Raw genomic sequence first — 13,286 nt, forward strand, 5'->3', positions numbered from 1 at the left:
TAGACAAGGAGGTGTTGAAATGGGCGCAATCACCCATGTTGGCCTCGCAGTACCGGATTTAGAGCGGGCCATCGACTATTATAGCAAAGTGTTCGGCTTTTACGTGTTGGCTGGTCCTTTTAAATTTAATGAAGAACTGGACACGCAGCCGCATATGACAAAAGATTTGTTTGGCCCTGAAGTGAAAAAGATGCGCAATGTGCATTTGATGTCATCCGGCGGCGTCGGGATTGAATTGTTCGAGTTTCAAAAGCCGAGCATCGTAGAAGAAACGCCATCTGCACGCAGCGGATTTTTTCATATTTGTTTGATTGTCGAGGACTTGGTGGAAACGATCGAACGGATCGTCCTCCACGGTGGCAAACAAACGAGCCGAATTTGGAATCTTTCTGATGACAAACCTTATTATATGGTTTACACAACTGATCCCTTTGGCCATATCATCGAATTATACTCGCGCAGCACTTCCGAAATATTCGGCGGCCAATAAAACTTAGCGAGGGCTTTATCCCCTGCTCCCCGTTAATGTGAAATAAAATCAGCAAGCCCCTAAGTGAGGCTTGCTGATTTTTCATTATATAAGCTGTTCTTTTTTCTGAAGCATTGTTCCTGTTTGAGCAAAGTTTGTATGCCAAGAAAAAGCTTTTTCCAACACGTGCGGCGTCTGCCCGCCGCGCGTCAGCGCTTCTTCAAAATACGCGCGAAGCTGCTCGCGGTACAGCGGGTGTACGCAATTTTCAATAATCAAGCCGACGCGTTCACGCGGTGCCAGCCCGCGCAAATCTGCATAACCTTGTTCGGTCACGACCACATCCACATCGTGTTCCGTGTGGTCAAGATGCGACACAAACGGAACGATGCTAGAGATGTTGCCGCCTTTCGCAATCGATTTTGTAACAAAAATCGCCAAGCGCGCGTTACGGGCAAAGTCGCCTGAACCGCCGATGCCGTTCATCATTTTTGTCCCGCAAACGTGGGTGGAATTGACGTTTCCGTAAATGTCGAATTCCAGCGCCGTATTGATGGAAATCAACCCGAGGCGGCGAATCAATTCCGGATGATTGGAGATTTCCTGCGGACGCAGCACAATTTTGTCGCGGTATTTTTCGAAATCCCCAAATACCTGCTCCATTTTCGATTCCGACAAGGTAATTGAACAGCAGGAAGCAAAGTTTACTTTGCCTGCATCCATCAAATCGAAAACCGCATCCTGCAGAACTTCCGAATACACTTCCAAGTTTTCAAACTCCGAGTCGATCATGCCGTGCAACACCGCGTTCGCTACAGAACCGATTCCTGATTGCAACGGCGCCAAGGTTTCATCAAGGCGGCCTGCGCGGATTTCCGAACGGAAAAATTCAAGCAAATGGTTCGCCATGATTTCTGTGTCCGCATCCGGCTGCACAATTGTCGACGGTGAATCGAGCTGACTCGTAAAGACAATGCCGCGGATTTTGTCCATATCAACTGGAATACCGATCGTGCCGATGCGGTCATCCACTTTAGTCATCGGAATCGGATCCCGTTCGCCTTGTTTTCCGGTATCGTAAATGTCGTGCAGCCCTTCAAACAAATGGGGCTGTTCCAAATTGATTTCCACAATGATGTTGTTGGCGTGTTTGGCAAAGATCGAAGAGTTGCCGACCGAAGTTGACGGAATGATCATGCCGTCTTCCGTGATGGAAAGCGCTTCCACAATCGCAAAATCGATAGGGCCGACAACGCCTGAACGAATCCATTCTGCAGTATGGGATAAATGATGGTCGACGAACAGCATCTCGCCTTCGTTTATTTTCTTGCGCATCGCTGGGTCTGCTTGGAACGGCAGCCGTTTGCCGACAATTCCCGCTTCGGCGAACAATTTATCAATATCCGAGCCTAATGAAGCACCGGTGAAGACATTCACTTTAAATTTCTCTGTTTCTGCACGTTTTACCAACGCGTAAGGAACTGCTTTAACATCTCCCGCGCGTGTAAATCCGCTGAGTCCGAGCGTCATGCCATCTTGAATCCAAGAAGCCGCTTCTTCTGGCGACACAATACGATCTTGAAGCTCCAAAGCTTTGATGCGATCTAATTGTTGTTCCATAGTTTTACACTCACTTTCCTTATTTTCCAGGCTGCAGCATCCTATGAAAGCGATTGCTTTTTAGCGGCGCTGAAACCGTTGAATTTTTTAAGTTTAGCCGTTAGGTCTAGATTAATTATTAGATAATTTTAACTTATCGGTTCACAAAACAGACAAAATTCGGTTAGACGAGCAGAAAAACGGGCAGGAAAGAACTTCTGGCGGACAAAGCAGCAGATTTTCCGCCGGATCATTAAAATGCGAGCAATTTCCGGAAATAACTTGAATAAGATTGGCTGACGGGAATCCGGTCTCCGTTGTCCATTGCAAGAACAAACGTCGAATGCGTGTCCGGATAAATTTCTACTATATGATGCACATTCACAATAAAAGAACGATGGCATCGGATAAACGAGTCACGCGGCAGCAAGTATTCAAATTCCTGCAGCGTGTTTTTATTGGTGCCCGAAAAGCCATTCCCGTAGACATGGGTTTTCCGGTCTTTCACTTCGATGTATTTCACATCCGAAAACGGAATCGGTTTCCAGCCGTCAGGGCTTATCACAGTGACGACCGATTTCCCTTCTGTAAAAGCCGGATAAATCGCCATCACGCAGCCTGCCACTTCTCCGTCAGTCTCGAAAGGCACGGCCATGCCATGATACGGAACTCCGAACACACCCCGGTCAATAAATTCAGATGCTTTTTGCTTCGTGGTGAGCGCTTTGTGCGCAATGGTGCCTTCTTTTACCGGATCGCCAGGCCGAATCTTCAAATTGACCCGTTTGCTTGGCCGGTAATAACTGTATGCGTCCAGATTCGATACGGCGATCGAAACTTCATCGGAGAACAACTCTCCCATAACATCAAGCAATGAGTTAAGCGTAAACTTTTCCATCGTACGCCTCCTGTTTTCTTTCGCTGTCTTCATTATACTGCAGCATACCGCTTTCTCCTTTTCCAACCGCTTGCCTTTTCGCAGTTGTGCTTGGTTTTTCATCCTCTTTGTCACAAATCCGCCAATCCTTTTAAATCGAGAAGACGAATAAAATATAGGTTCCAAAAAATAATTCTTCTATAACATATTACTGCAAAGCAATTGAAAGCCTTTTCAAAAAATATTACATAATATTTCCTTATTATCGCTTTTACAGAAAACTATTTTTTAAACCTATTTTTTACTAAAAATCGGATTTTTTTATTGACTTACCCTATCTTCCGTCATACTATTGGAAAGTTGCCAAACGAAATATGCAATCATGAAATAATAATAGATGAAACGAGGAACCATTTTATATGTCCCCAGATCAACACAAAAAAATTACCATATTGATGATTACGATGTTTATTGCTATAACAAGTTTCGGAATTACAGGTCCCGTCATACCTGCGTACCTGGAATCGATCAATCAAGGCGGCATGGCTTCCGGATTGATCATCGCCATTTTCGCTGGCGCCCAGCTTTTATTTTCGCCTTTAGGAGGAAAATGGACGGACCAATACGGCCGCCGCAAAATGATTATTGCCGGACTTGTCCTTTTATGTGCCGGAATGTTTTTGTTTTTCTCCACCGATACGCTGTGGGTGCTATATACGGCACGAGTCATCGGCGGCATTGGCGATGCATTTCTCGTACCAGCTGTTTTTGCATATACCGCGGACATCACCAGTCCTGAACAGCGGGCAAAAGGAACTGGACTGGTTACAGCTTCGATGTCGCTCGGCCTTGTGTCCGGCCCCGCCATCAGCATTCTCATGTCCGATATGGACGTAAAGCTGCCGTTTTTGGCTTCAGCGATCATCACGCTGATCGCCATCGGCTTTTCACTCGCTTTCTTAAAAGAAAGTGATCCGGCACACCTTGGCCACGCCAACGTACGCGATTTGGAAGATGGCGAATCGATGTCCCAAAAAGTAGCTCGTTCGACGAAAATGCCGTATTTTATTCCATTGATCATCACGTTTGTCATGAGCTTCGGCTTGGTTGCATATGAATCGATTTTCGGTTTGGTGCTAAATGATGAATTCAGCGCTTCGGTCACGGACATTGCCTTGATGTGCATGGCTATCCAAGGGGTCAGCGTTTTGACGCAGATTTTCGCGGTTCACCGCTTGATCAACCGCTTCGGCGAAATCCCAGTTTTGCTGGCGTTCCTTGGCGTTGCGTCTTCTGGATTTATCTTGGCGCTAGTTGCCGGAAGCTATGTGATGTTCTTTGTCGTCACGCTGATCATATTCTTTGCGATGTCGATTCTCCGCCCAGTATTAAATATCCTTATTTCAAAAATGGCGAAAGGCGAAGTCGGCTTTGCGATGGGCATGAGCACGTCGTACATGAGCATCGGCAACGTCGTCGGCCCGGTATCGGCCGGCATGCTCTACGATATGAACATGATTTACCCGTTCATTCTTGGGCTTTCGGTGCTGATATTCACCATTTTGCTTACGGTTTTTTGGTACCGTTCAAGCGGCAAAAAAACCATTATAACTGCGACAGAAGAAACGCTTGCACTTGAAGCTGAATCCCTCGTTTAGGATTCAGCTTTTTTTACGAAACGCACACTTTGTTTTCTCTTTGTAAAAGTTGAAGCGAGTGCATTGACAAACGGGCGATATCCACATAATCTAGAAAGGTCGCCTTCAAGATTTTAGGGGCACGAAAAATTAATTATATAGAAATGAGGCTGCTTTTTAATGGCTGCAGACCAGCGAAAGAAAATCATAATATTAATGATCAATATGTTTATCGCGATAGCAAGTTTCGGAATTATCATTCCCATTCTTCCTTCTTATTTGGCTTCGATCAATCAAGGCGGCATGGCTGCCGGGTTGATGATTGCCATTTTCGCAGCTGCACAATTCCTGTTTTCTCCTATCGCAGGAAAATGGGCGGACCAGTATGGCCGCCGCAAAATGATCATCTACGGCCTTGCCGGATTGACCGCTTCCATGTTCGTCTTTTACGCATCGGATTCCATTTGGATTTTGTATTTTTCCCGCGTGATCGGCGGAGTCGGAGCAGCCATGCTCGTCCCCGCCATTTTCGCCTATATCGCGGACATCACCACGCATGACCAGCGGGCAAAAGGCAACAGCTTGGTGTCGGCTGCCATGTCGCTCGGCATCGTTGTCGGACCTGGCATCGGCGGATTTTTAGCCGACTACGACATGAAGCTGCCGTTTTTGGTATCGGCACTCGTCTCGCTTGTGGCCGTTCTTTTCTCAGTAGCGCTACTAAAAGAAAACGATGCACCGGTTACCGAACAAACCGAAGCCATGCTGCTAGCCGAACAAGAATCGATGTTCCGCAAAATAGCCCGTTCGGTCAGCATGCCGTATTTTATTCCGTTAGTCATTACGCTCGTTATGAGCTTCGGCTTGCTGGCGTATGAATCGGTGGTCGGCTTGTACTTGGATAATCAATTCGAGTCCACAGCCAAAGACATTGCGTTCATGATCACCGCAACCGGAGTTGTCAGCGTGATCGTCCAGTTGTTTGTCGTGGACCGCATCGTCCGCCGCTTCGGGGAAACGGCGATCTTGATCACGTTCCTTCTCGTAGCTGCTGCCGGTTTCCTGTTGTCGTTGTTTTCCGGAAACTATACGATGTTCTTCGCCGTTTCACTCATCATTTTCATGGCGTCGTCCATTTTGCGCCCTGTGCTGAACACGATGATTTCTAAAATGGCTGAAGGCGAAGTCGGTTTCGCAATGGGCATGAACAATGCGTACATGAGCATCGGCAACGTTTTAGGACCGCTTCTTGCCGGTATGCTTTATGACATCAACATTATCTATCCGTTCATTCTTGGCCTGTTCTTGCTATTGATTACGACAGCCATCACGGTTGTTTGGCAGCGGGCACGCGCAGCGAAAAAAACGTCTCCAGTTGTTTTATAAATCTTGAGCCGAGTCCTTATTGAGGACTCGGCTTTTTTTATACCAATACCAACAGGTGCTTAGCTTTACGCAGCCCCAAGTTAGCATGTATAATAATTATATAACTCGAAGACAAACTTATAGAAATGTGGTTATTGCCATGTACAATATCAAAGCAGCAGCTAAGATTTTAGATATGCCCAAAGTGACGATTCGTTCATGGGAAACTCGCTATGAGGCCATTACCCCGGCGCGCACGGAATCCGGGCACCGGCTTTATTCGGATCAGAACTTGGAAGATTTAAAATGGCTGAAAATACAGGTGCAGGACAAAGGCATGAAAATCAGCCAGGCTGTTCAACAACTTCACCTTTCCCGAAAAAAATACCATGCGCAGCCGGTTGAACAATCCGAAGCGCTGCCTTACGATAAACAAATACAGGAATTATATGCGGCCGCAGCCGAAATGGATACGGAACGCTTCAACTACTTGCTTGATTTGAACTTTTCTTTATTCCATTACCGGGTCGTGTTTTTCTCGATCATCACGCCTTTAATGGTGAGAATCGGCGACGAATGGGAAAAAGGCACCATTACAGTGGCGCATGAACATTTGATCAGCCATGTAGTGCACCAGCGCTTTAACCAATTTTTCCGGGTATTCCCGGTTTCGCCGAATTTGCCGAAAGCCATCGCCCTGTGCCCAAGCGGCGAACACCACCAGCTCGGGTTGCTGTTATTCACCTTGTTTCTTCGGGAAAACGGCTTTTCAGTCGCGTACATCGGCCCTGATACGCCGCTCGAAGGACTCAGTGAGTTAATCGCCAAACAAAATTTTACGATGGTTTGCCTGTCTATCCATGACTCAAAATTCCAGCCCGTGCTGACCTCGTATATCAAAGACCTTGCGAAAGGCCGCCCCGGTGTCCAATTTCTCATTGGCGGAAACGGGATAGCAGATTGGAAAGAAAATAAAAATATTTCCGTGATCGGTTCGACTCTTGAAAGCTGGGAAAACTGGCTTCATAACCAAGCGATGTAAACGCAAAACGCCCGCCAACACATGTGTTGGCGGGCGTTTTTTGCTGTATAAATTTTATATAAGTCACCCTTACTCCCAGTCCAAATCCTGATAAGCGGTTTGATACGGTCCGTTGTCCGTAACTTCGGAATGATAAAGGGCTTTCAACGCAAAGCTCTTTTCCAGCTCCATGTCTTTCATCAACACTTTCAAGCGCTTTTTCAATTCCGGGTTATCGCTGACGAGTCGTTCCATTTTGGTTTTCGTGTATTTCATCTGGATGCCAACTCCTTTCACTTCTCTGGTAGCTTCATTATACCATTTCCCGCTTCTTTTTCCTTTTACACAGAAAAAAACGCATCTGCTTTCGCAAATGCGCATTTTTTATTAACCGACCACTTGGAATATGAAATTCATCAAGAACAAAGCGGCGATCAAATACATCGCTACGGAAACTTCTTTGCCTTTGCCGATAGCGAGCTTTAAAATCGGGTACAAAATAAAGCCGATGCCGATGCCATCTGCAATGCTGTAAGTAAACGGAATCAACGCAATGATCAGCAATGCCGGGAAGCTTTCGCTCATGTCCTGCATGTCCAGATTGCGGATGTTTTGCAGCATGAGTCCGCCGATAATGATGAGAATCGGCGCAATGGCACTGTCCGGAATCAGTTTAATGACCGGGATGAAAAACGCCGACACCAAAAACAGCAAACCTGCCGTAATCGACGTCAAGCCTGTCCGTCCACCTGCCACCATGCTGGAAGCACTTTCGACGGAAGCCACGGTCGGGCTTGTGCCGAAAATGCCGGAAGTCATCGCTGACAAAGATGTCGCCTGGAACGCGCGGCCGAACTTTTCAGGGCGTTCGATAAAATTTACTTGCCCGTGAACGAGGCCGATGTTTTCAAACACCAGCACCATCGTCAGTGAAAAGACCGCAATCCAAAACGTCATCGACAAAAAGCCATCAAACGACAACGCACCAAATACCGAAAACGCTTCAGAAGCATCAATCGAAGCACCACTCATCTGGCTGAAATCAATCAACCCGAAAAACGATGCAATGACGGTTCCAGCCACAATCGTGATCAGGAAATTCCCCGGCACGTTGCGGATGAACAAAATGATGGCAACGATAAACGTTAAGACAGTCGCAAGCACATGCGCTTCGCCAAGTGAACCGAGCGCCAAAATTGAAGCCGTACCGCGTTCAACGATTCCGCCTTTTTCAAGGCCGATCAACATGAGGAATAAACCCAGCCCCACCGTAATCGCTTCTTTCAGCGAATGCGGAACAGCGGCGTTCAGCATTTTCGCAAAGCGCGTAAACGCCACGACTACGAAAATCGCACCTGAGACGAATACCACCGCCAGCGCTTCCTGCCACGACAAGCCCATCGACTGGACCATCGTGTACGAGAACAGCGCGTTGATGCCCATGCCGGGCACCAACAAAATCGGCGCATTGCCCCAAAAGCCCATCACCAAACAGCCAAAAACGGACGCTGCAATCGTCGCGACAATTGCCGCCTCAAGCGGCATGCCTGCTTCCGACAAAATCAGCGAGTTGACCGCGATGATGTAAACGACTGTAAAAAAGCCGATCAGCCCCGCCGTCATTTCACGCTTCACCGTTGTGTTGCTCGTTTGAAGACCAAAATACCAATCTAACCAATTGCCCATAAGTTTCTACCTTCTATTTAATTAGCCCTCTCCCTACCCGCTCTTCCTAATAAAATTAGGCGAGCCAAGATAGGAGTTTAAATCAAAAAGGGAGTGCTGTCAAGGGGATTATCTTTATAGCGAGGGTGGATGGGGTAGTTTTGTTGAGCGTGCGTAACGTCTTCAGTACTTTTTCTCTTTTTCAAGAAATTTGGAAAATAGCTAGTGAGGCATCAGGTAGAAGTGCTATAATTCAGATAACTTTTATAAAGGAGGAGTTCATATAGGAATAAAAATTGATTTACTGCCCGCTGCGGAAGCACTGGAACTGCTGCTCGCGCGCTTGGACAGCCACCATCCACAGAGGCCGTTTCTTGAACAAAAGCTTCATCGCACACTGGCTGGACAAAGAGGCGAGAGCCGAATGATGAAAAAGTTCAATGAATTTCAGCAGGAAGAAGAGTTCCGTATTCTATGGGACGTCAATTTAAAGATCGACAATTGGCCCGTCCAGATTGATGGCCTTTTGCTCACCGGCCGTTGCGCAGTCATCATTGATTCAAAAAACATCAATGGCCAACTCCATTTTGATGAAAAAACAGACGAATTTTTTCGCTTTAGCCCAGCAGGCGAAAAAAAGGTGATGGACGATCCGCGAAGCCAGCTTAACAAACACATCCGATTTTTGACGCAGTTTTTTGAACAGAAAAAAATCATCTTGCCGGTCACCGGTTTGATTGTCTTTACCGCCAAGGATTGCGAATTTATTTCTAAACCGCACCGGGCAGCTATTTGCAAAACTTATCAAATGACCGATTATCTCTTAAAGATTTTGCAGGCTTTCCCCCTCGAAGCCGCAGCTCCCGGACCGGCTAAAATACGAAAAATTATTTTAGCCAATCAAATCCCTTTTAGACCCCCCCCATTCTGCGCATCTTACTTTATCGACCCGAAAGATTTAAAACCCGGCGTGTTTTGCCTAAATTGCAAAACACTTACGATGCGGCGCGAAAAGCGCAGTTGGCTGTGTGCAGCTTGCGGAAATCGCGATGCCTCTGCCCATTTATTGGCAATTCGGGAATACATGACATTTGTCGAACCAAAGATCACCAATCAAAAATTGCGCAGCTTTTGCGGATTGGAATCCAGAGCTGTGGCTACTCGCTTATTGGCAAAAGTAGAGTTGACGCGAGTTGGTGAATCGAAAGCCTATTCCTACCATTTGCAAAACCCCTAATCGGAAGCCTCACGACTGTGAGGCTTTTTAAATGGACTGTCCTCGTTGAACGCGAGCATTTTCTCCTAAGCGTGCGTATTTTTCGCTGAGCGTGCGTATTTTCTCCTGAGCGTGCGTATTTTTCGCCGAACGTGCGTATTTTCTCCTGAGCGTGCGTATTTTTCGCTGAACGTGCGTATTTTCTCCTGAGCGTGCGTATTTTTCGCTGAGCGTGCGTATTTTTTCGCTGAGCGTGCATAACCCCCAAAAAACCAGCTTACTTCTTCGCGCTCACGATGTTTTTTCTTCCGTCAAAACAGGTTTTTTCAGGAAAAAGGCCATCACTACTCCTACAGCACTTAAAATGCCGGCTGCTATGAAGACGTTGTTGACGCCATGGACTAACCCTTCCACGCCGTATTGACGCGGGTCCAGCGCGGTCGTTGTCATGACCGTCACCAACAGCGCCGTGCCGATCGAGCCTGACACTTGACGGACGGTGTTGCTCATCGCCGTGCCGTGCGGAATGAGGTGCTCCGGCAGTTGGTTGAGCCCAGCCGTCATCACCGGCATCATGACCATGGCAACGCCAAGCATCCGCCCGGCATTGATAATGGCCAAATACGTAAACGAGGTGGCCGCCGTCAACACCGTAAACTGAAACGATGAGATTGTAACAATAATAAGACCGGCGATTGCCAGCCATTTGCCGCCGAACGAATCGAAGATTTTACCGCTGACCAGGTTCATGATGCCCATCAAAATAGCGCCTGGCAGCAGCATCAATCCCGACTCCAGCGCCGTGAAGCCATGCATGACTTGCATATAAATCGGCAAAATCGTCGCGCCGCCAATCATGGAAATAAAGACGACGACACTTAACGCCGTCGACAAAGCAAAAATTTTATACGAAAAGACCTTGAACTCCAACAGCGGCTGCTTCAGTTGGAATTGCCGGCGGATGAATAAAACCAGCGCCCCTATGCCAATAGCCAGTGATATCAAAACGGTGGCGCTTCCCCAGCCTTGATTTCCCGCACTCGAACAGCCGTATAATATGCCGCCGAAGCCGAATGTCGACAAAATGATAGACGGGATATCCAGCGTCGGAAATGTTTGCTTTGTAACATTTCTTAGCAAGAATGCAGCAAAAATAAAGTCCAAAATTGCGATTGGAATGACGATGTAAAATAATGCCCGCCATGGGTACTGCCCAACAATCCAGCCCGCAAGCGTCGGACCGATTGCCGGTGCAAATGCAATGACGAGCCCAAACATCCCCATTGCCTGCCCTCTTTTTTCCGGCGGGAAAATCACAAAGAAAATGGTTTGGGTCAGCGGCATCATAATGCCGGCGCCCGACGCTTGAATAATCCGGCCGACAATCAACACCGAAAACCCGGGGGCAAATGCGCAAATGACCGTACCCGCTGTAAAGAGCGCCATCGCTGTCAAAAACAAGCGGCGCGTCGAGAAGCGGCCGGTTAAAAACGCCGTAATCGGAATCATGACGCCATTGACGAGCATAAAAACCGTCGTCAGCCACTGCGCCGTGTTGGCGTTGATTTTCAAGTCATCCATAATATGCGGCAGCGCCGTCGCAAGCAAGGTTTGATTTAAAATGGCTACAAATACGCCAGCCATCAACACCGCCAAAAACGGGCCTTTCCGGAAATCTGTGTCCAATGCAGGCTGTACGCTTTGTTTCATTTGCAGCACCTCACTCCCACAAGATAAAAGCGGATCTTACTAAGAAAATTACCCCGTGTGAAAAGAAAAAAACGCCTAGCGGTTAAGCTATGCGTAATTTCTGTTTCTCTTTTATTCCAATCTATTTAATAAAACTTCCGCTAATGAAATTAGGATTTTGGTTAAATAAATTTTAATTAAATTGAATGATGGGTTCTATACCGCATGTAGTAGGCACCAGCAAACAATAAAATCGGCGGCAAAATAGCCATTTTAAACCATACGCCGTCGTCTCCCATGAAAATCAGCAAACAAGGCAGCAGCATCGCGGCTCCGCTCCAAGCTAGCAGTTGCCATGACTTTTTCCAGACCCCTGCGACCAGCAGCACAGCAGACAAAATGACCAGTGACCAAAGCACAATTCCCGCCAGGAAAAGACTCATTTCACGCGCCTCCCCAATTTGTTTTCTTACCTCTGCTATACCCTTTTTCTCACGATAAACTACACCAAAAATAAAAACCGGACAAGGGATTTTCTTGTCCGGCTCGAATCATTATAAGTTTTTCAGGAACAAGCGAATAACGTCTGCCCCGCCAATGATATTTCCTGCCGCTGTCCCAAGATTCGTCAAGACGACCACAAGCAGGACGCGCGTGACTTTGTTGTCCCAAAAGCCTTTTACAGTAAAGACGTCTTTTGACAAGGTTTCAAAATCGCCGACGTTCGGGCGGCGGACATAAGCTTGCGCAAGGCCAGAGAACCAGCCGGCTGCAAGCAGCGGATGCAATGCACCAATCGGGCCGCCAACAAACGCTGTCAAAATGGCAAACGGATGGCCGAATGCCACGGCTGCGCCGATCGCGCCAAGACACGCTGTCCACAACACCCAGCTGATTGTCTGGTCAATGCCCGCTGCGGGATTGAGGTAAAATGTGTACGCGATAATCGCCACCAACAAAATCGGCAATGCCCAGCCGATGATTTTCGGCCATTTTGATTTTGGCGGACGCGTCGAAAGCTTCTCCAAATCGTGTTCGTTATGGACTTCTTTCGTAATTCCAGGAACGTGCGCAGCACCTAATACAGCAACCACTTTGTTGCCAGGTGCGTGTTTGATTTTCTGCGCCAAGTACTGGTCGCGTTCATCAATCAAGGGCGTTTTCAGCTTTGGAAACGATTCGGTAAAATCATTCAGCACCGCGTTCAGCGTATCCTGCGATTTCATTTTTTCCAAGTCTTCTTCGGAAATCGTTTCTTTGCTGAAGATGCTGAAAAATACCGATGTCAACAGCTGGGCTTTCCCCATCATGCCAATATTGCCCCAAATCCGTGAAAACGTGATTTGGATGTTGCGGTCGGCGAGCACGAGTTCGGCTCCGGTGTCTTTCGCCGATTGGATGCCTTGAATCATTTCCTGGCCTGGCTTGATGCCGAACTGGTCGGCCAAGCGGTTTTGGAACGACGAAATGGCTAAGTTCATCAATAAGAAACTTGCCTTTTTTTCTTTGATGACTTTGAAGATATCGGTTTCTTTCCATTTGCTGTTTTCTGTCAGCGACTGATAGCGCTGCGCATCCAGTTCGATGCACACCGAGTCCGGGCGTTCCCGTTCAATGACTTGTTTGACCTGCTCGGCGCTTTGTTTTGAAACGTGTGCAGTGCCGATTAAGATTAGTTCTTTTCCGTTCAGTTGGATTCGCGTAATATTTTCTTCCGGCATAATGAACTTCCTTTATAGAACGAAATT

Annotated in this window: 12 protein-coding genes; 5 read left to right on the top strand and 7 right to left on the bottom strand. The window is 47.3% G+C overall.

Annotated elements, in window-relative coordinates; translation table 11 throughout:
* The first annotated feature begins 19 nt into the window (after nucleotides 1-19).
* On the top strand, nucleotides 20-490 hold the full coding sequence (locus ACRRQV_RS09255) for a VOC family protein (protein ID WP_432530010.1): 471 nt from the start codon (nucleotides 20-22) through the stop codon (nucleotides 488-490).
* A gap of 84 nt (nucleotides 491-574) precedes the next feature.
* Here the strand turns inward: ACRRQV_RS09255 and ACRRQV_RS09260 are convergent, their stop codons facing one another.
* Nucleotides 575-2,089, bottom strand: a complete 1,515-nt coding sequence (locus tag ACRRQV_RS09260; RefSeq protein WP_432530012.1) for an acetyl-CoA hydrolase/transferase family protein — start codon at nucleotides 2,087-2,089, stop codon at nucleotides 575-577.
* 232 nt (nucleotides 2,090-2,321) lie between these two features.
* A complete protein-coding gene (locus tag ACRRQV_RS09265; RefSeq protein ID WP_432530014.1) occupies nucleotides 2,322-2,966 on the bottom strand; it encodes a LytTR family DNA-binding domain-containing protein in 645 nt (214 codons plus the stop codon).
* Nucleotides 2,967-3,364: 398 nt separating this feature from the next.
* Between ACRRQV_RS09265 and ACRRQV_RS09270 the strand changes: the two genes are divergently transcribed.
* The 3 genes from ACRRQV_RS09270 to ACRRQV_RS09280 all read left to right on the top strand — a co-directional run bounded on the left by ACRRQV_RS09270 (nucleotide 3,365) and on the right by ACRRQV_RS09280 (nucleotide 6,989).
* On the top strand, nucleotides 3,365-4,603 hold the full coding sequence (locus ACRRQV_RS09270; RefSeq protein WP_432530016.1) for an MFS transporter: 1,239 nt from the start codon (nucleotides 3,365-3,367) through the stop codon (nucleotides 4,601-4,603).
* Nucleotides 4,604-4,762: 159 nt separating this feature from the next.
* Nucleotides 4,763-5,968, top strand: a complete 1,206-nt coding sequence (locus tag ACRRQV_RS09275; protein ID WP_432530019.1) for an MFS transporter — start codon at nucleotides 4,763-4,765, stop codon at nucleotides 5,966-5,968.
* A 139-nt stretch (nucleotides 5,969-6,107) separates the two neighbouring features.
* On the top strand, nucleotides 6,108-6,989 hold the full coding sequence (locus ACRRQV_RS09280) for a MerR family transcriptional regulator (RefSeq protein WP_432530021.1): 882 nt from the start codon (nucleotides 6,108-6,110) through the stop codon (nucleotides 6,987-6,989).
* Between the two features lie 69 nt (nucleotides 6,990-7,058).
* Here ACRRQV_RS09280 and ACRRQV_RS09285 read toward each other — a convergent pair whose 3' ends face one another.
* Both ACRRQV_RS09285 and ACRRQV_RS09290 read right to left on the bottom strand, forming a co-directional pair.
* Nucleotides 7,059-7,244 (bottom strand): hypothetical protein, encoded by a 186-nt coding sequence (locus tag ACRRQV_RS09285; protein WP_432530023.1) that lies wholly within the window; start codon nucleotides 7,242-7,244, stop codon nucleotides 7,059-7,061.
* A 111-nt stretch (nucleotides 7,245-7,355) separates the two neighbouring features.
* Nucleotides 7,356-8,654, bottom strand: coding sequence for an NCS2 family permease (locus tag ACRRQV_RS09290; RefSeq protein WP_432530025.1), 1,299 nt, complete (start codon nucleotides 8,652-8,654; stop codon nucleotides 7,356-7,358).
* 322 nt (nucleotides 8,655-8,976) lie between these two features.
* Between ACRRQV_RS09290 and ACRRQV_RS09295 the strand changes: the two genes are divergently transcribed.
* Entirely contained in the window at nucleotides 8,977-9,870 is an 894-nt protein-coding gene (locus ACRRQV_RS09295; protein WP_432530027.1) for a nuclease-related domain-containing protein, read from the top strand.
* A 270-nt stretch (nucleotides 9,871-10,140) separates the two neighbouring features.
* Here ACRRQV_RS09295 and ACRRQV_RS09300 read toward each other — a convergent pair whose 3' ends face one another.
* From ACRRQV_RS09300 to ACRRQV_RS09310, 3 genes are all read right to left on the bottom strand, one after another.
* On the bottom strand, nucleotides 10,141-11,559 hold the full coding sequence (locus ACRRQV_RS09300) for an MDR family MFS transporter (RefSeq protein ID WP_432530029.1): 1,419 nt from the start codon (nucleotides 11,557-11,559) through the stop codon (nucleotides 10,141-10,143).
* Nucleotides 11,560-11,735: 176 nt separating this feature from the next.
* Nucleotides 11,736-11,981 (bottom strand): hypothetical protein, encoded by a 246-nt coding sequence (locus tag ACRRQV_RS09305; RefSeq protein ID WP_432530031.1) that lies wholly within the window; start codon nucleotides 11,979-11,981, stop codon nucleotides 11,736-11,738.
* Between the two features lie 111 nt (nucleotides 11,982-12,092).
* Nucleotides 12,093-13,259 carry a TraB/GumN family protein gene (locus ACRRQV_RS09310; protein ID WP_432530034.1) on the bottom strand — a complete coding sequence of 389 codons (1,167 nt, stop codon included), beginning with the start codon at nucleotides 13,257-13,259 and terminating at the stop codon, nucleotides 12,093-12,095.
* Nucleotides 13,260-13,286 lie beyond the last annotated feature (27 nt).

It is taken from the genome of Planococcus sp. YIM B11945, from assembly GCF_050864155.1.
Lineage (GTDB): Bacteria > Bacillota > Bacilli > Bacillales_A > Planococcaceae > Planococcus.

Excerpts from the sequence above, each read along its gene's own strand:
- ACRRQV_RS09255 (WP_432530010.1), top strand. The coding sequence starts at position 20 with ATGGGCGCAATCACCCATGTTGGCCTCGCAGTACCGGATTTAGAGCGG.
- ACRRQV_RS09270 (WP_432530016.1), top strand. The coding sequence starts at position 3,365 with ATGTCCCCAGATCAACACAAAAAAATTACCATATTGATGATTACGATG.
- ACRRQV_RS09290 (WP_432530025.1), bottom strand. The coding sequence starts at position 8,654 with ATGGGCAATTGGTTAGATTGGTATTTTGGTCTTCAAACGAGCAACACA.
- ACRRQV_RS09305 (WP_432530031.1), bottom strand. The coding sequence starts at position 11,981 with ATGAGTCTTTTCCTGGCGGGAATTGTGCTTTGGTCACTGGTCATTTTG.
- ACRRQV_RS09300 (WP_432530029.1), bottom strand. The coding sequence starts at position 11,559 with ATGAAACAAAGCGTACAGCCTGCATTGGACACAGATTTCCGGAAAGGC.
- ACRRQV_RS09285 (WP_432530023.1), bottom strand. The coding sequence starts at position 7,244 with ATGAAATACACGAAAACCAAAATGGAACGACTCGTCAGCGATAACCCG.
- ACRRQV_RS09275 (WP_432530019.1), top strand. The coding sequence starts at position 4,763 with ATGGCTGCAGACCAGCGAAAGAAAATCATAATATTAATGATCAATATG.
- ACRRQV_RS09310 (WP_432530034.1), bottom strand. The coding sequence starts at position 13,259 with ATGCCGGAAGAAAATATTACGCGAATCCAACTGAACGGAAAAGAACTA.
- ACRRQV_RS09260 (WP_432530012.1), bottom strand. The coding sequence starts at position 2,089 with ATGGAACAACAATTAGATCGCATCAAAGCTTTGGAGCTTCAAGATCGT.
- ACRRQV_RS09265 (WP_432530014.1), bottom strand. The coding sequence starts at position 2,966 with ATGGAAAAGTTTACGCTTAACTCATTGCTTGATGTTATGGGAGAGTTG.
- ACRRQV_RS09280 (WP_432530021.1), top strand. The coding sequence starts at position 6,108 with ATGTACAATATCAAAGCAGCAGCTAAGATTTTAGATATGCCCAAAGTG.